The organism is Micromonospora sp. SD12, assembly GCF_052068495.1.
GTDB classification, from domain to species: Bacteria; Actinomycetota; Actinomycetes; order Mycobacteriales; family Micromonosporaceae; genus Micromonospora; species Micromonospora echinofusca.
On the sequence record NZ_JBQHDF010000001.1, the window covers coordinates 124,054 to 140,624 of the forward strand.

Consider the following 16,571-nt stretch of genomic DNA (forward strand, 5'->3'; position numbering starts at 1 on the left):
CCCCTCCGACCTGCCCGGGACGGGGGATACGGCGCGGGGGCCGGCACGCCGTGGCGTACCGGCCCCCGCGGGCGTCAGCGTCGGTCATCTGACAAATTCGGCGGCGCCGCTGGCCAGGTCGAGCAGCGGCGCGGGCGCCACACCGAGCACCAGCGTGGCGAGCACGCCGATCATCAGCGCGGCCGAGGTCAGCCCGCCGGGCACGGCGACGGTCGGCGTCGACTCGCCGGGCTCGGAGAGCCACATCATCACCACGACCCGCAGGTACGGGAACGCCAGCACCATGCTGGTCAGCACGCCGGCGATCACCAGCCACGCCTGCCCGCCGTCGAGCGCCGGGCCGAAGACCGCGAACTTGCTCGTGAAGCCGCTCGTCAGCGGGATGCCGGCGAAGGCCAGCAGGATGAAGGTGAAGATGCCGGCGTAGAACGGCGAGCGCCGGCCCAGCCCGGCCCAGCGGGACAGGTGGGTGGCCTCCCCGTCCGCGTCGCGCACCAGGGTCACCACGGCGAACGCGGCGAGCACCGAGAAGCCGTACGCCACCAGGTAGAACATCGTCCCGGAGATGCCGTCGGCCCCCGGCGCCAGCACGCCGACCAGCAGGTAGCCGGCGTTGGCGATCGAGGAGTACGCCAGCAGCCGCTTGATGTCGGTCTGCGTGACCGCCAGCACCGCGCCGACCAGCATGGTCAGCACCGCCACCACGCCGAGGACCGGGGTGAAGTCCCAGCGGGCGCCGTCGAAGGCGACGTGGAACACCCGCAGCAGGGCGCCGAACGCGGCGACCTTGGTGCAGGCGGCCATGAGGCCGGTGACCGGGGTCGGCGCGCCCTGGTAGACGTCCGGCGTCCAGACGTGGAAGGGGGCGGCGGCGGCCTTGAAGAGCAGGCCGATGGCGAGCAGCGCCATGCCGGCGAAGAGCAGCACCGGGCTGGCCGGCGAGTCCGTGACGGCGGCGTCGATGGTGGCGAAGTCGACACCCGCCTGCCGGCCCGGGGTGCCCGCCGTGAAGCCGTAGATCAGGGCCACGCCGAACAGGAAGAAGGCCGAGGCGTACGCGCCGAGCATGAAGTACTTCAGCGCGGCCTCCTGGCTCAGCAGCCGCCGGCGGCGGGCCAGGGCGCAGAGCAGGTACAGCGGCAGCGAGAAGACCTCGAGCGCGATGAACATGGTCAGCAGGTCGTTCGCCGCCACGAAGATCAGCATGCCGCCGATCGCGAACGTGGTCAGCGGGTAGACCTCGGTGAGGCCGTTCTTGCCCTCGGCCTGCCGCCGGTCGTCGGCCGACTCGGCGGTGACCGCGGCCTGGGCGACGAACGCCCCGCCCCGCTCCACCGAGCGCTCGCCGATGAGCAGCAGCGCCATCGCGGCGAGGACCAGGATCGCGCCCTGGAGGAAGAGCGTCGGCCCGTCCACGGCGATCGCCCCGCCGATGGTGATCTTCCGCTCGTCGGCCGCGAGCACCACCATGGTCAGCGCGGCGAGCACCGCCAGCAGGGCCAGCGACAGCTGGACCACGTGCCGGAGCCGGCGGGGCACGAACGCCTCGACCAGCACGCCCAGCAGCGCGGCGCCCAGCATGATCAGGGTGGGCGCGAGCGCCGCGTAGTCGATCGAGGGCAACTTGAGCTCAGTCACTGCGCAAACCTTTCGTTCGCGACTGCGGGGCTCACTCGCTCCGCTCGTTCACTCCTCGCGCTCACTTTGCCGCCTCCTGGACGGTGCCGCCCGAGGTCGGGGCGGGGTCGGTTCGGCCGACGTCCTGCATGGTCGCCTGCACGGCCGGGTTGATCACGTCGGTGACCGGCTTCGGGTAGAAGCCGAGCAGCACGATCAGCGCGATCAGCGGGGCGACCACGACCTTCTCGCGAAGGTTCAGGTCGCGCTTCATGCCGTCGATCTGGGTCAGCGCCGGGTTGAGCGTGCCCTGGGTGGTGCGCTGCACCATCCACAACACGTACGCGGCGGCCAGGATGATGCCGAGCGTCGCGATCACCGCGACCGGCTTGTTCACCGTGAACGTGCCGATCAGCACCAGGAACTCGGAGACGAACGGCGCGGTGCCGGGCAGCGCGAGCGACGCCAGGCCGGCGAAGAAGAGCACCCCGGCCAGGAGCGGCACCAGCTTGCCGGCGCCGCCGAAGTCACTGATCAGCGCCGAGCCCCGCCGGGCGATGAGCATGCCCACCACCAGGAAGAGCAGGCCCGTGGCCAGGCCGTGGTTGACCATGTAGAGCACCGCGCCGGTGCCGGCCTGGGTGGTGAAGGCGAAGATGCCGACCCCGATGAAGCCGAAGTGCGCGATCGAGGTGTACGACACCAGCCGCTTGAGGTCGTTCTGGCCGACCGCCAGCAGCGCGGCGTAGATGATGCCGATCACGCCCAGCGCCAGCGCCCACGGGGCGAACCACTTGGCCGCGTCCGGGAACAGCGGCAGGCAGTAGCGCAGGATGCCGAACGTGCCGACCTTGTCGAGCACGCCGACGAGCAGCGCCGCCGCCCCCGCCGGGGCCGCGCCGCCGGCGTCCGGCAGCCAGGTGTGGAACGGGAAGAACGGCGCCTTGATCGCGAAGGCGAGGAAGAAGCCGAGGAACAGCCAGCGCTCCGTGCCGGTGGAGATGTCCACCTGGGACAGCGCCTGCCAGTCGAAGGTCTTTCCGCCGACGACCCAGAGGCCGATCACCGCGGCGAGCATGAACAGGCCGCCGACCAGCGAGTAGAGGAAGAACTTCACCGCCGCGTACTGCCGCTGGTGGCCGCCGTAGCTGCCGATCAGGAAGTACATCGGCACCAGCATGACCTCGAAGAACACGTAGAACAGGAAGACGTCGGCGGCGGCGAAGACGCCGATCATCGTGCACTCGAGGACGAGCAGCAGGGCGAAGTAGACCGGCACCGACCGCTTGGACGACTCGGCGTCGTGCCACGACGCCAGGATCACCAGCGGTACGAGCACCGCGATCAGCATCAGCATCACCAGCGCGATGCCGTCGGCGGCGAAGGTGAAGTTGACGCCCCAGTTCGGGATCCACGCGTAGGACTCGCGGAACTGGAAGCGGTCACCGCCGACCTTGAAGGTCACCCACATGACCACCGACAGCGCCAGCACCAGCAGTGACCAGCCGAGCGCCACCTGCTTGGCCAGCTCCGGCCGGCTGCGCGGCAGGAAGGCCACCACCAGGGCGCCGACCAGCGGTGCCACGGTGAGCACCGAGAGGAACGGGAAGTCGGACATTATGCGGCCTTACCTCCGTCGTCACTGCGCGGTCCGCCGGTGACGGCCGCCTGGAAGAGGTCGATCACGTCAGCCACCCCGCCTCGACGGCCAGGAACGCCGCCAGGACCAGCAGCGCGCCGGTCAGGATCGAGGTGGCGTACGACCGGACGAAGCCCGTCTGGAGCCGCCGGAGCCGGCCCGAGCCACCCCCGATGCCCGCCGCCAGACCGTTGACCAGCCCGTCGACGCCCCGGTTGTCCAGGTAGACCAGCGCCCGGGTGAGGAAGATGCCCGGCTTCTCGAAGACCGCCTCGTTGAACGCGTCGGTGTAGAGGTTCTTCCGGGCGGCGGTGACCAGCACGCCGGCCGGCTGCGGCGCGGTGGCCGTGCCGTTGCGGAAGAGGAACCAGGCCAGACCCGCACCGAGGATGGTGATCAGGATCGACAGGATCGTGATCACCGTGTGGGAGAGGACGCCGTGCGCCTCGCCGCCGGGCACCTCCCCGAGCACGGGCGTCAACCAGGAGGCGACTCCGTCGTTCCAGGCCATCAGTCCACCGGCCACCACAGACCCGATCGCCAGGAGGATGAGCGGGATCGTCATCAGCTTCGGCGACTCGTGCGGGTGCTGGATGTCCTCCGTCCAGCGCTTCGGCCCGTGGAAGGTGAGCACGAAGAGCCGGGTCATGTAGAAGGCGGTCAGTCCGGCACCAAGCAGCGCCGCGCCGCCGAAGAGCCAGGCAGTCCAGCCCTCCCGCTCGAAGGCGCTCGCGATGATCGGCTCCTTCGAGAAGTAGCCGGAGAGCGGCGGGATGCCGATGATCGCCAGCCAGCCGGCCGCGAAGGTCAGCCAGGTGATCTTCATGTGCTTCGAGAGGCCGCCGAACCGGCGGATGTCGACCTGGTCCTTCATGCCGTGCATGACCGAGCCGGCGCCGAGGAACATGTTGGCCTTGAAGAAGCCGTGCGCCAGCAGGTGGATGATGGCCAGCGCGTAGGCGCCTCCACCAAGGCCGACGCCGAGGAACATGTAGCCGATCTGGCTCACCGTCGACCAGGCCAGCACCCGCTTGATGTCGTCCTTGGCCGCGCCGATGACGCAGCCGATCAGCAGCGTCAGCGCGCCGACGCTCACCACGACGAGCTGGAGCGTGGAGTTGGCCGAGAAGATCGGGTTCGACCGGGCGATCAGGTACACGCCGGCGGTGACCATGGTGGCGGCGTGGATGAGCGCCGACACCGGGGTCGGGCCCTCCATCGCGTCCGGCAGCCACGCCTGGAGCGGGAACTGGCCGGACTTGCCGGTCGCGCCGAGCAGCAGCAGCAGGCCGAGCACCAGCACCGTGGTCGCGGTCAGCGAACCGACCCCGTTGAAGACCTCGTCGTACTGGGTGGTGCCGAGGGTGGCGAACATGATGAAGATGCCGATCGCCAGGCCGGCGTCGCCGACCCGGTTCATCAGGAACGCCTTCTTGCCGGCGGTGGCGGCGCTGGGCCGCTCGTACCAGAAGGAGATCAGCAGGTACGACGCCAGACCGACGCCCTCCCAGCCGAAGTAGAGCATCACGTAGTTGTTGCCGAGCACCAGCAGCAGCATGGCGGCGACGAACAGGTTGAAGTAGGCGAAGAAGCGCCTACGCCCCGCGTCGTGCGACATGTACTCGACCGCGTAGAGGTGGATCAGGAAGCCCACCCCGGTGATCAGCAGCACGAAGACGGCGGCCAGCGGGTCGAAGAGCAGACCGAAGTCCACCCGCAGGTCGCCGACCGTGATGAAGTCCCACAGGCTCAGCTCGACCGACTTGTTCTCCAGCCCACGGAGCTGGAGGAAGTAGGTCAGGCCCAGCACGAACGCGGCGCCGATGGCGGCCACCCCGAGCCAGTGCCCCCAGCGGTCCGCCCGGCGGCCGAGCAGCAGCAGGACCACCGCGCTGACCAGCGGGATCGCCACCAGCAGCCAGACGCTGCCCAGCAGCCCGTCCGCCGTCGCGTAGGCGACGGTGCCCACCGGCTCAGCCGGGGCGTTCGTCAGAATCGTTCCCACCGCAGGACCCCTCAGTACTTCAGCAGGTTGGCGTCGTCGACGCTCGCGGAGCGCCGGGTCCGGAAGATCGCCATGATGATCGCGAGCCCGACCACGACCTCGGCCGCCGCCACCACCATCACGAAGAACGCCATGATCTGTCCGTTGAGGTCACCGTTGATCCGGCTGAAGGTGACCAGGGTCAGGTTGGCCGCGTTGAGCATCAGCTCGACGCACATGAACAGCACGATCGCGTTGCGCCGGATGAGCACGCCGACCGCGCCGATGGTGAACAGCACCGCGGCCAGCACCAGGTAGTAGTCGGGGGTCATTTGTCCGTCCCCTTCAGGGTGGTCTCCTGGTCGGTCAGCTCGCGCAACGGCAGGATGTCCGGGGTGCTCCGGTCGGTCAGCCGGCCGTCCGGCAGGCGGGCCGGGGTGGCCACGGAGGAGGAGGTCGCGTAGACACCCGGGCCGGGCTTCGGGCCCGGGTAGTTGCCCGGGGCGAAGCGCGCCCGCATCGTCCTCGGCTGGTCCAGCTTGTCTTCCTTGCGCCGCTCGATGTGAGCCAGCACCATCGCGCCGACCGCGGCCGTGATGAGCAGCGCCGAGGTCAGCTCGAAGGCGAAGACGTACTTGGTGAAGAGCAGCCGGGCGATGCCCTGCACGTTGCCCTCGGCGTTGGCCTGCTCCAGGCCCACCGCCGTGGTGCCCTCCAGCGCGCGCCACAGCCCGCCGCCGACCAGCCCGGCGAAGCCGAGCCCGAGCACCACCGCCGCCACCCGCTGGCCCCGCAGCGTCTCGATCAACGAATCCGAGGCGTCGCGGCCGACCAGCATCAGCACGAAGAGGAACAGCATCATGATGGCGCCGGTGTAGACGATGATCTGCACCATGCCGATGAACGGCCCGGCCTGGAGCACGTAGAACACGCCCAGGCAGAGCATCGTCAGCACCAGCCACAGGGCCGAGTGCACGGCATTGCGCGCCGCGACCATGCCGATCGCGCCGATCAGCGCCAGCGGGGCCAGGATCCAGAAGGTCACCTGCTCCCCACCGGAGACCCCGCCCGCCGCGGCGAGCACCGTCTGCGTGGTCATGCTCCGTCTCCCTTGGCGGCCGCCGCCCGCTGGGCGTGCTGCTCGGCGCCGGGGAAGGTCACCCCGGGGTGTTCCTCCACCTGGTACCGGCCCGGGTTGTTGGTCGAGTGCTCCGCCCCGGCCGAGGTGCCCGGGTTGGTCAGCGCGCCGACGTAGTAGTCCTTCTCGCTGTCGCCCAGCCGCATCGGGTGCGGCGGCTGCTCCATGCCCGGCAGCAGCGGCGCGAGCAGCTGCTCCTTCGTGAAGATCAGATCCTGCCGGTTGTCCCGGGCCAGCTCGTACTCGTTGCTCATGGTGAGCGAACGGGTCGGGCAGGCCTCGATGCAGAGCCCGCAGAAGATGCAGCGGGCGTAGTTGATCTGGTAGATGCTGGCGTACCGCTCACCCGGCGAGAAGCGCTGCTCGTCGGTGTTGTCGCCGCCCTCGACGTAGATCGCGTCGGCCGGGCAGGCCCAGGCGCACAGCTCGCAGCCGATGCACTTCTCCAGCCCGTCCGGGTGCCGGTTGAGGATGTGCCGCCCGTGGTAGCGCGGCGCCGACACCGGCGGCTTGAACGGGTAGTCGGTGGTGATGACCTTCTTGAACATGTGCGAGAAGGTGACACCGAAGCCCTTGAACGTTCCGGTGATCGCGCCCACGTCACACCTCCCTGGAGTCCGGGCCGGCGGCGATGTTGGCCGGTTCCCGCTCGGCGACCACGCGCCTCGTGCGCGGGCTCGGTGGTACCTGCAGGTCCATCGGGGGCAGCGGGAAGCTGCCGTGCGGCCGGTCGTTGACCTGCTCCTGGACCGTCGGCTTCGGCTGCGGCTTGCGGCTCGGCCAGAGCAGCGTGGCGAGCAGCAGGATGCCGGCGGGGATGCCGACGGCGATCAGCTTGCCGCGCGAGTCCCAGTCCTCGATCGAGCGCAGGCCGGCCAGGACCATGATCCAGACCAGGTTGATCGGGAGCAGGACCTTCCAGCCGAAGCGCATGAACTGGTCGTAGCGCAGCCGGGGCAGGGTGCCCCGCAGCCAGACGAAGACGAACACCAGCATGACGACCTTGCCGAAGAACCACAGCATCGGCCACCAGCCGGAGTTGGCGCCCGCCCAGAATGCGGTGATCGGCCACGGCGCGTGCCAGCCACCGAGGAAGAGCGTCACGGTGAACGCCGACATCGTCACCATCGCGACGTACTCGCTGAGCATGAAGAGGGCGAACTTCAGCGAGCTGTACTCGGTCTGGAAGCCCGCCACCAGCTCCGACTCCGCCTCGGGCAGGTCGAACGGCGCCCGGTTCGTCTCACCGACGATGGCGATGAAGAACATGATGAAGCTGGGGAGCAGCAGGATCGCGTACCAGCCGGGGGCCGGAAGCTCGAAGCCCCCGATGTTCAGCCGGGTGCCGTCGCCCTGGGCGGCGACGATCCCGCTGGTCGACATGGTGCCGGCGGTCATGAAGACCGCGACGACGCTCAGGCCCATCGTGACCTCGTACGAGACCAGCTGGGCGGCGGAGCGCAGGCCGCCGAGCAGCGGGTACGTCGAGCCGCTGGCCCAGCCGCCGAGCACGATGCCGTACACGGCCAGCGAGGAGAAGGCCAGCACCACCAGCACCGCCACCGACACGTCGGTGACCTGCAACGGCGTCCGGTGCCCGAAGATGCTGACCATCGGCCCGAACGGGATCACCGACAGCGCGGTGACCGCGCAGACCACCGAGATCACCGGTGCGAAGAAGTAGACGACCTTGTCGGCGGTCCTCGGGAGGATGTCCTCCTTGAAGGCCAGCTTCAGGCCGTCGGCGAGGGTCTGCAGCAGGCCGAACGGGCCGGCCTGGTTGGGGCCGGGCCGCACCGCCATGCGGCCCACGACCCGGCGCTCGAACCAGACGCCGAGCAGCGTGGCCAGCACGGCGACGACGAACGCGAAGACGATCTTGCCGAGAACCAGCCACCAGGGGTCCCGGCCGAAGTCGGCCAGCGTCGGATCCTGGGCCAGGTAGACCGCGTTCACTGCTGTACACCCCCTGCGTTGAGGAGCGGGCCCGGACGGTCCGCCGCGTCGGCGGCGACCGCGGCGGCGGAGATCCGCACGAGCGCTCCGGACGTCGCGCCGAGGCTGCGTCGCACGGTCGAGCCGGGCGAGTTGGTCGGCAGCCAGACGACGCCGTCCGGCATCTCGGTGATCGCCGCCGGCAGGGTCAGCGCGCCGCGGTCGGTGCCCACCGTCACCGGGTCGCCGTCGGCGACGCCGAGCGCCTCCGCGGTGCCCTTGCCCAGCCGGACCACGGGCGGGCGGGCGGTACCGGCGAGGTACTCGTCGCCGTCGGTCAGGCTGCCCAGGTCGATCAACTGGTGCCAGGTGGCGAGCACCGCCTCACCGGCCCCCGGCTCCCGCACCGTGGCCGGCTCCACCGACGGGGCGGCGGGGCGGTCCGTACGGGTGCGGGGCAGCGCGCCCAGCTCGCGGCGGACGCTGAGCACGTCGCCGGTGCCGAGCTGCACGTCGAGCTGCGCGGCGAGCGCGTCCAGCACGCGGCCGTCGGTCATCGCGGCGGTGTGCAGCACCGCCTCGAAGGTGCGCAGCCGGCCCTCCCAGTCCAGGAAGCTGCCGGCCTTCTCGGCCACCGGCGCCACGGGGAGGACGACGTCGGCCCGGCGGGCCACCGCGCTCATCCGCAGCTCCAGGCTCACCAGGAACGGCACCTCGTCCAGGGCCTTCTCGGCCAGCCGCGGGTCGGCCAGGTCGGCCGGGTCGACCCCGGCCACCACCAGCGCGCCGAGCTGACCGCCGGCGGCGGCGGCGAGGATGCCGTCGGTGTCCCGGCCGGCCTGGCTCGGGATCACCCCGGCGGGGATGTCCCACGCCTCGCCCAGTTCGGCCCGCGCGGCCGGCTCGTTGACCAGGCGGCCACCGGGCAGCAGGTTGGGCAGGCAGCCCGCGTCGACCGCGCCGCGGTCACCCGCGCGCCGCGGCACCCAGGCCAGCTTCGCACCGGTACGCCGGGCCACGTCGGCCGCCGCGGAGAGGCCGCCCGGCACGCTGGCCAGCCGCTCCCCGACGATCAGGATCGCGCCCTCGGCGCCGAGCGCCTCGGCGACGGTGGCGTGCTCGGCGAGCACGGTCGCCTCCTCGCCCGGCACCACCCGGGCCAGCTTGGCGCCGAGCTTCTCCAGGCCGCGGGTGGCGAACGGCGCGATCGCGTAGACCGTCAGCTTCTTCTTCAGGTACGCCTTGCGCAGCCGCAGGAAGAGGATCGGGCACTCCTCCTCCGGCTCCAGCCCGACCAGCACCACCGCCGGCGCCTTCTCGACGTCGGCGTACGTGACGTCGGTGACCCCGGCGACCGAGCTGGCCAGGAAGTCCGTCTCCTCGCGGGAGACCGGCCGGGCCCGGAAGTCGATGTCGTTGGTGTTCAGCGCGACCCGGGCGAACTTCGCGTACGCGTAGGCGTCCTCGACGGTCAGCCGGCCGCCGGTGAGCACCGCCGTGCCGCGTCCACCTTCGCGCGCGGCGCGCAGGCCCTCGGCGGCGACGGTCAGCGCCTCGCTCCACGCCGCCTCACGCAGCTCACCGGTCTGCGGGTCGCGGACCAGCGGGGTGGTGAGCCGGTCGAAGGCGCGGGCGTACTGGAAGCCCCACCGCCCCTTGTCGCAGTTCCACTCCTCGTTCACCGCCGGGTCGTCGCCGGCCAGCCGGCGCAGCACCTTGCCCCGCCGCCAGTCGGTGCGCTGGGCGCACCCGGCCGAGCAGTGCTCGCAGACGCTGGGGGTGGAGACCAGGTCGAACGGGCGGGCCCGGAACCGGTACTGGGTGCCGGTCAGCGCGCCGACCGGGCAGATCTGCACCGTGTTGCCGGAGAAGTACGAGTTGAAGGGCACGTCGCCGGAGTCGGCCTCGTCGGCGCCGGGGCAGCCCGCGCCCACGTCCACGCCGTAGTCCTCGTCCCGGTAGATGTTGATCTCCTCGGCGGACGACCGGCCCATCAGGTCGATGAACTTGTCGCCGGCGATCTCCTCGGAGAACCGGGTGCAGCGCTGGCAGAGCACGCAGCGCTCGCGGTCGAGCAGCACCTGCGTGCTGATCGGCAGCGGCTTCGGGTACTCCCGCTTGTGCTCGTGGAACCGCGAGTCGGCGCGCCCGGTGGACATCGCCTGGTTCTGCAGCGGGCACTCGCCGCCCTTGTCGCACATCGGGCAGTCGAGCGGGTGGTTGAGCAGCAGCAGCTCCATGACCCCCTCCTGCGCCTTCTTGGCGACCGGAGAGGTGAGCTGGGTACGCACCACCATGCCGTCGGCGACGGTCTGGGTGCAGGAGGCGACGGGCTTGCGCTGCCCCTCCACCTCGACCAGGCACTGCCGGCACGCGCCGGCCGGGGCCAGCAGCGGGTGGTCGCAGAACCGGGGGATCTCGGTGCCCAACTGCTCGGCGACCCGGATCAGCAGCGCCCCCTTGGGGGCGGTGACCTCGACGCCGTCGATGGTGAGCGTGACGGTCTCGGTCTGCTTCGCTACGTCGGTCACAGTGCTTGCCTTTCGCTCGCGACTGCGGGGCTCGCTCCGCTCACTCCTCGCGCTCGCATCAGTGCGCTCCCACTAGCTGCTTGTCCGACAGCTTCGGCGCGGTACGTCCCTCGATGTAGTCGAGGTAGTCCTGCTTGAAGTACTTCAGCGACGAGGTCACCGAGCTGGTGGCGCCGTCACCGAGGCCACAGAACGAGCGGCCGAGGATGTTGTCGCACGTGTCCAGCAGGGTGTCCAGGTCCTCGTGGGTGCCCTGACCGGCGAGGATCCGCCGGTAGACCCGGACCATCCAGTAGTTGCCCTCGCGGCACGGGGTGCACTTGCCGCACGACTCGTGGTGGTAGAACTCCAGCCACCGGTAGGTCGCGTAGACCGGGCAGTCCTGGTCGGAGAAGATCTGGGTGGCCGTGGTGCCGAGGATCGAGCCGGCCGCCGCCACCCCCTCGAAGTCGAGCGGCACGTCCAGGTGCTCGGCGGTGAGCAGCGGCGTCGACGAGCCGCCCGGCGTCCAGAACCTCAGGTTGTGGCCGGGCTGCATGCCGCCGGCCAGCTCGATCAGTTCCCGCAGGGTGACGCCCATGCCGCACTCGTACTGGCCGGGGTTGGCGATCCGGCCGGAGAGCGAGTAGATCATCGGGCCGGACGACTTCTCCGTGCCCATGGTCTTCCACCAGTCGGCGCCGCCCAGCACGATGTAGGGCACGCTGGCGATGGTGCCGACGTTGTTGACCACCGTCGGGCTCGCGTACAGGCCGTGGGTGGCCGGGAACGGCGGGCGCAGCCGGGGCTGGCCCCGGAAGCCCTCCAGCGAGTCCAGCAGCGCGGTCTCCTCGCCGCAGATGTACGCCCCGGCGCCCGAGTGCACCACCAGCTCCAGGTCGTACCCGGAGCCGAGGATGTTGCGCCCGAGGTAGCCCTTGGCGGTCGCCTCCCGCACGGCGTTGCGCAGCCGGCGCGCGGCGTGCACCGCCTCGCCCCGGATGTAGATGTAGGCGCGGTTGGCCCGGATCGCGTACGACGCGATGATCACGCCCTCGACGAGGGCGTGCGGGTCGTGCGTCATCAGCGGGAGGTCCTTGCAGGTGCCCGGCTCCCCCTCGTCGGCGTTGACCACGAGGTAGTGCGGCTTGCCGTCGCCCTGCGGGATGAACCCCCACTTGAGACCGGTCGGGAAGCCGGCGCCGCCACGACCGCGCAGGCCGGAGTCCTTGATCAGCTGGATCAGGTCGTCCGGGTGCGCCTTGAGCGCCTTGCGCAGGGCCGCGTAGCCGTCGAGCTTCTCGTAGGTGCCGATGCGCCAGGCGTCCGGCGACAGCCAGCGCTTGGTGAGTACCGGCGTCAGCTTGGCCAGGGTCTCCGGCCGGGGAGTGGTCACTTCTGGACCCCCGTCTCGCTCGCGACGGCGGAGCCCGCGCCACCGGCGCTCGTCCCCGCCTCGGCTTCCTTGAGGTTGCGCTCCTGCGCCCCGGCCTCGTCGCCGGCGGGCTTGCCGTCGCCGGCCGGCGCGTTGGCCGCCACGCCGGCGGCCTCCGCCTCCCGCGCGTCGCGGGGAGCCGGCGGTGCGCCGTCCACCGGAACCTTGGTGCCCGGGGCGTCCGGCACGGCGGTCGCCGCGTCGGGCTGCCGGGTCTCGGCCGTACGCACCTCGGGCGACTTGGCGTCCGGCGCCTTCACGTCGCGGGTGGTGCTGCCGGCCGCCTGCGCCGGGGTCGCCGGCTCGCCGGTGCCCGCGTTGCCGGCGGTTCCCGGGCGCGCGGCGCCGCCGTTCGACGGGGCGGTGCCGGCCGGCTTCGCGGCGGCCTTCGCCTCGGCGGCCTTGTCCGCCTCGCTGCGGGCCTTCGCCTCGGCGGCGGCCTTGTCGGCCTCGGCCTTGCTGCGGATCGGGGTGTTCGGGTCGAAGCCCGGCACCGAGATGCCGTGCTCCTGCGCCAGCCGCAGCCCCCGCAGGGTGGGCTCGCCCGGCCCGCCGTCGGCGACCGCGCCCTCCCGCTCGTCGGCGAAGCCGGCGAGCTGCACCGCCATCTCCTTGAGGGTGCAGAGCCGGGCGCCCCGCGTCGGCATCGGCCGGCCACCGGCGCGCAGCTCGTCGACCACGCCGCGCGCGGTCTGCGGGTCGACCCCGTCGAAGAAGTCGTAGTTGACGGTCATCACGGGCCCGTAGTCGCACGCCGCCAGGCACTCGGCGTGCTCCAGGGTGATCTTCCCGTCGGCGGTCGTCTCGTCGTGCCCCACGCCGAGGTGCTCGGCGAGGGTGTCGTAGACCTCCTGGCCGCCGAGCACGTTGCACATGGTGTTGGTGCAGACGCTCACCAGGTAGTCGCCGGTCGGCCGGCGCTTGTACATGGTGTAGAAGGTCGCGACCGCCCCGACCTGGGCCTTGTTGAGGCCCAGCACCTCGGCGCAGAACGCCACGCCGGCCGGGGAGACGTAGCCCTCCTCGGCCTGCACCAGGTGCAGCAGCGGCAGCAGCGCCGACCGGGACCGGTCGGCCGGGTAGCGGGCGATGATCTCCCGTGCCCGCTCGCGGGTCTCGTCAGTGAAAACACTCATCGGTCACAACCACCCATCACGGGGTCCAGCGAGGCGCCGCCGGCGATCACGTCGGCGATCAGGCCGCCCTCGGCCATCGCCGGGAGGGCCTGGAGGTTGACGAAGCTCGGCTCCCGGTAGTGCACCCGGTACGGCCGGGTGCCACCGTCGGAGACGGCGTGCACGCCCAGCTCGCCGCGGGGCGACTCGATGCCGACGTAGACCTGCCCCGGCGGCACCCGGAAGCCCTCGGTGACGAGCTTGAAGTGGTGGATCAGCGACTCCATCGACTGACCCATGATCTTCGCGACGTGCTCCAGCGAGTTGCCCATGCCGTCGACGCCGATGGCGAGCTGCGCCGGCCAGGCGATCTTCTTGTCGGCCACCATCACCGGGCCCGGCCGGAGCCGGTCCAACGCCTGCTCGACGAGCTTGAGCGACTCCCGGATCTCGGCGAGCCGGACCAGGTAGCGGCCCCACACGTCGCCGTCGGTGTGCGTCGGCACGTCGAACTCGTACGTCTCGTAGCCGCAGTACGGCATGGTCTTGCGCAGGTCCCAGGCGAGGCCGGCGGAGCGCAGCACCGGGCCGGTCACGCCCAGCGCGAGGCAGCCGGTCACGTCGAGCACCGCGACGTTCTGCGTCCGCTCGAGCCAGATGGGCTGCCCGGAGAGGAGGTTCTCGTACTCCTTGAGCCGCTTCGGCATCAGCTTCAGGAACTCACGGATCTTGACGATCGCCTCGTCCGGCACGTCCTGCGCCACGCCGCCCGGCCGGACGTACGCGTGGTTCATCCGCAGGCCGGTGATGATCTCGAAGATCTCCAGGACGTACTCACGCTCGCGGAAGCCGTAGAGCATCATGTTGATCGCGCCCAGTTCCATGGCCGTGGTGGCCACCCAGACCAGGTGCGAGGAGATCCGGTTCAGCTCCATCATGAGGACCCGGATGGTGTTCGCCCGCTCGGTGATCTGCTCGGAGATCCCGAGCAGCTTCTCCACCGCGAGCGCGTACCCGGTCTCGTTGAAGATCGGGGCGAGGTAGTCCATCCGGGTCACGAAGGTGCTGCCCTGGACCCAGTTGCGGTATTCGAGGTTCTTCTCGATGCCGGTGTGCAGGTAGCCGACGACCGAGCGGGCCTCGCGGACCGTCTCGCCCTCCAGCTCCAGGACCAGCCGGAGCACGCCGTGCGTCGACGGGTGCTGCGGACCCATGTTGACGACGATGCGCTCGTCGTTGATCGGGTCGGTGCCCGAGACGACGCTGTCCCAGTCGCCACCGGTGACGGTGAAGACCTTGCCCTCGGTGGTGTCGCGCTCGCTGGCGTAGTTCGACGTGGTCACTGGTAGGACCTCCTCCGGTCCGGCGGCGGGATCTCAGCGCCCTTGTACTCGACGGGCACGCCGCCGAGGGGGTAGTCCTTGCGCTGCGGGTGCCCCTCCCAGTCGTCCGGCATGAGGATCCGGGTCAGGTTGGGGTGACCGTCGAAGACGATGCCGAACATGTCGTACGCCTCGCGCTCCTGCCAGTCCGCCGTCGGGTAGACCGACGTGACGCTCGGCAGGTGCGGGTCCTCGGCGGAGACCGCGGCCTCCAGCCGCACCGTGCGGCGGTAGGTCATCGAGGTGAGCTGGTAGACGACGTGCAGGCGGCGGGCGTCGGCCCCGAGGTAGTCGACCCCGGAGACCGAGGAGCAGAGCTCGAAGCGGAGCGCCATGTCGTCGCGCATCACCTGGCAGACCTCGGCGATCCGCTCGGGGCGGATGTGCAGCGTCAGCTCGCCCCGGTCGACCACGACCTTCTCGACGGCGTCGGCGAAGTCCGGGTACGCCTCCTCCAGCGCGTCGCGGACCTCGTCGAAGTAGCCCCCGTAGGGCCGGGGGGCGTCCTCGATGGTGCGGCGCTGGCGGACGAGGCCGCCGAAGCCGGACACGTCGCCGGAGCCCTGGTTGCCGAACATGCCCCGGCCGGCCGGGCTGGCCGGGGGGTACTCGGCGGGCGCGGTGCTGCTGGCGCCGGCCGGCGTGACCGGCACCGGTACGCCGCCGTCGTCTTGCCTGTCCTGAGGCGCGGTCACTTCTGGACACCCCCGTGCTGCAGGTGGTTCTGGGCCTTCATCCAGTTCTCGATCCGCAGCTGCTCCTCGCGGCCCTCACGGACCGCCTTGGTCCACTCGGCCCGCCGGGCCTTGTCGCTGCGGTACGACGACGGCATCGAGCCGTAGGGGACGACCGGGACGTCGCCGCGGGCCTGGCGTGCCTCGAGCATCTTGCGGCCGTTCGGGCCGAGCGGCTCGTGCCCGATCTTCTCGCGCAGCTTGAGGACCGCGTCGATGAGCATCTCGGGCCGGGGCGGGCAGCCGGGCAGGTACATGTCGACCGGGACGATGTGGTCGACGCCCTGCACGATGGCGTAGTTGTTGAACATGCCGCCGCTGCTGGCGCAGACGCCCATCGAGATGACCCAGCGGGGCTCCGCCATCTGGTCGTAGATCTGGCGCAGCACCGGGGCCATCTTCTGGCTGACCCGGCCGGCCACGATCATCAGGTCGGCCTGCCGGGGCGAGGCCCGGAAGACCTCCATGCCCCAGCGGCCCATGTCGTAGTGCGGGCCACCCGCGGCCATCATCTCGATCGCGCAGCAGGCCAGGCCGAAGGTCGCACCCCAGACCGACGTCTTGCGCGACCAGTTGACCAGCTTCTCCACCGAGGTGAGCAGGACACCGGCGGGGAGCTTCTCCTCGATACCCATCTGAGGTTCCTCCCTCAGTCCCAGTCCAGGCCGCCGCGCCGCCAGACGTAGGCGTATGCGACGAAGACCGCGACGATGAACAGGACCATCTCCACGAAGCCGAAGATCGGCAGGGCGTCGAAGGAGACCGCCCAGGGGTAGAGGAAGATGATCTCGATGTCGAAGACGATGAAGAGCATCGCCGTCAGGTAGAACTTGATCGGGAACCGGCCACCGCCGACCGGCTGCGGGCTGGGCTCGATGCCGCACTCGTACGCCTCGAGCTTGGCCTTGTTGTAGCGCCGGGGACCGGCGAAGCGGGCAGCGGCCACGGAGAACAGCGCGAAGCCCGTGGCGAGGGCGAACAGCCCGATGATCGGTGCGTAAGGCGAGAGCGACATCGTTTTCTCCTGCTCGTCCTTCCCTGCCCCTGGTCCTTGTCAAAAATCACACTATTCACGTCCCTCG

General features: G+C 70.7%; 14 protein-coding genes. All 14 read right to left on the bottom strand.

Annotated elements, in window-relative coordinates; translation table 11 throughout:
• Nucleotides 1–84: 84 nt before the first annotated feature.
• Nucleotides 85–1,638 (bottom strand): NADH-quinone oxidoreductase subunit NuoN, encoded by a 1,554-nt coding sequence (gene nuoN, locus ACTMS2_RS00590; RefSeq protein ID WP_441173536.1) that lies wholly within the window; start codon nt 1,636–1,638, stop codon nt 85–87.
• Between the two features lie 61 nt (nt 1,639–1,699).
• On the bottom strand, nt 1,700–3,235 hold the full coding sequence (locus ACTMS2_RS00595; RefSeq protein WP_089002423.1) for an NADH-quinone oxidoreductase subunit M: 1,536 nt from the start codon (nt 3,233–3,235) through the stop codon (nt 1,700–1,702).
• Nucleotides 3,236–3,299: 64 nt separating this feature from the next.
• Entirely contained in the window at nt 3,300–5,261 is a 1,962-nt protein-coding gene (nuoL, locus tag ACTMS2_RS00600) for an NADH-quinone oxidoreductase subunit L (RefSeq protein ID WP_441173537.1), read from the bottom strand.
• 11 nt (nt 5,262–5,272) lie between these two features.
• The gene (nuoK, locus tag ACTMS2_RS00605) at nt 5,273–5,572 is read right to left on the bottom strand and encodes an NADH-quinone oxidoreductase subunit NuoK (protein ID WP_089002424.1); all 300 of its coding nucleotides are present in this window, start codon (nt 5,570–5,572) and stop codon (nt 5,273–5,275) included.
• Nucleotides 5,569–6,339: an NADH-quinone oxidoreductase subunit J gene (locus ACTMS2_RS00610; protein WP_441173539.1), complete on the bottom strand. Its 771-nt coding sequence runs from the start codon at nt 6,337–6,339 to the stop codon at nt 5,569–5,571. Before ACTMS2_RS00610 ends, nuoK begins: the two co-directional genes overlap by 4 nt.
• Entirely contained in the window at nt 6,336–6,977 is a 642-nt protein-coding gene (gene nuoI / locus ACTMS2_RS00615) for an NADH-quinone oxidoreductase subunit NuoI (protein ID WP_363892641.1), read from the bottom strand. The genes ACTMS2_RS00610 and nuoI overlap by 4 nt, the downstream gene beginning before the upstream one ends.
• Nucleotide 6,978: 1 nt before the next feature.
• Nucleotides 6,979–8,334, bottom strand: a complete 1,356-nt coding sequence (gene nuoH / locus ACTMS2_RS00620) for an NADH-quinone oxidoreductase subunit NuoH (RefSeq protein ID WP_089002427.1) — start codon at nt 8,332–8,334, stop codon at nt 6,979–6,981.
• Nucleotides 8,331–10,844 (bottom strand): NADH-quinone oxidoreductase subunit G, encoded by a 2,514-nt coding sequence (locus ACTMS2_RS00625; protein ID WP_358167462.1) that lies wholly within the window; start codon nt 10,842–10,844, stop codon nt 8,331–8,333. Before ACTMS2_RS00625 ends, nuoH begins: the two co-directional genes overlap by 4 nt.
• Before the next feature lie 58 nt (nt 10,845–10,902).
• Nucleotides 10,903–12,219 (bottom strand): NADH-quinone oxidoreductase subunit NuoF, encoded by a 1,317-nt coding sequence (gene nuoF, locus ACTMS2_RS00630; protein WP_089002429.1) that lies wholly within the window; start codon nt 12,217–12,219, stop codon nt 10,903–10,905.
• Nucleotides 12,216–13,394 carry an NADH-quinone oxidoreductase subunit NuoE gene (gene nuoE, locus ACTMS2_RS00635; protein WP_441173540.1) on the bottom strand — a complete coding sequence of 393 codons (1,179 nt, stop codon included), beginning with the start codon at nt 13,392–13,394 and terminating at the stop codon, nt 12,216–12,218. The genes nuoF and nuoE overlap by 4 nt, the downstream gene beginning before the upstream one ends.
• Nucleotides 13,391–14,716 (bottom strand): NADH-quinone oxidoreductase subunit D, encoded by a 1,326-nt coding sequence (locus tag ACTMS2_RS00640; protein ID WP_089002431.1) that lies wholly within the window; start codon nt 14,714–14,716, stop codon nt 13,391–13,393. The genes nuoE and ACTMS2_RS00640 overlap by 4 nt, the downstream gene beginning before the upstream one ends.
• On the bottom strand, nt 14,713–15,450 hold the full coding sequence (locus tag ACTMS2_RS00645) for an NADH-quinone oxidoreductase subunit C (RefSeq protein ID WP_441173541.1): 738 nt from the start codon (nt 15,448–15,450) through the stop codon (nt 14,713–14,715). Before ACTMS2_RS00645 ends, ACTMS2_RS00640 begins: the two co-directional genes overlap by 4 nt.
• Nucleotides 15,447–16,124 (bottom strand): NuoB/complex I 20 kDa subunit family protein, encoded by a 678-nt coding sequence (locus ACTMS2_RS00650; RefSeq protein ID WP_089002433.1) that lies wholly within the window; start codon nt 16,122–16,124, stop codon nt 15,447–15,449. Before ACTMS2_RS00650 ends, ACTMS2_RS00645 begins: the two co-directional genes overlap by 4 nt.
• 14 nt (nt 16,125–16,138) lie before the next feature.
• A complete protein-coding gene (locus ACTMS2_RS00655; protein ID WP_089002434.1) occupies nt 16,139–16,504 on the bottom strand; it encodes an NADH-quinone oxidoreductase subunit A in 366 nt (121 codons plus the stop codon).
• Nucleotides 16,505–16,571: the final 67 nt, after the last annotated feature.

Coding starts and splice junctions, on each gene's coding strand:
- ACTMS2_RS00595 (WP_089002423.1), bottom strand. CDS start 3,235: ATGTCCGACTTCCCGTTCCTCTCGGTGCTCACCGTGGCACCGCTGGTC.
- nuoK (WP_089002424.1), bottom strand. CDS start 5,572: ATGACCCCCGACTACTACCTGGTGCTGGCCGCGGTGCTGTTCACCATC.
- ACTMS2_RS00610 (WP_441173539.1), bottom strand. CDS start 6,339: ATGACCACGCAGACGGTGCTCGCCGCGGCGGGCGGGGTCTCCGGTGGG.
- nuoE (WP_441173540.1), bottom strand. CDS start 13,394: ATGAGTGTTTTCACTGACGAGACCCGCGAGCGGGCACGGGAGATCATC.
- ACTMS2_RS00650 (WP_089002433.1), bottom strand. CDS start 16,124: ATGGGTATCGAGGAGAAGCTCCCCGCCGGTGTCCTGCTCACCTCGGTG.
- ACTMS2_RS00655 (WP_089002434.1), bottom strand. CDS start 16,504: ATGTCGCTCTCGCCTTACGCACCGATCATCGGGCTGTTCGCCCTCGCC.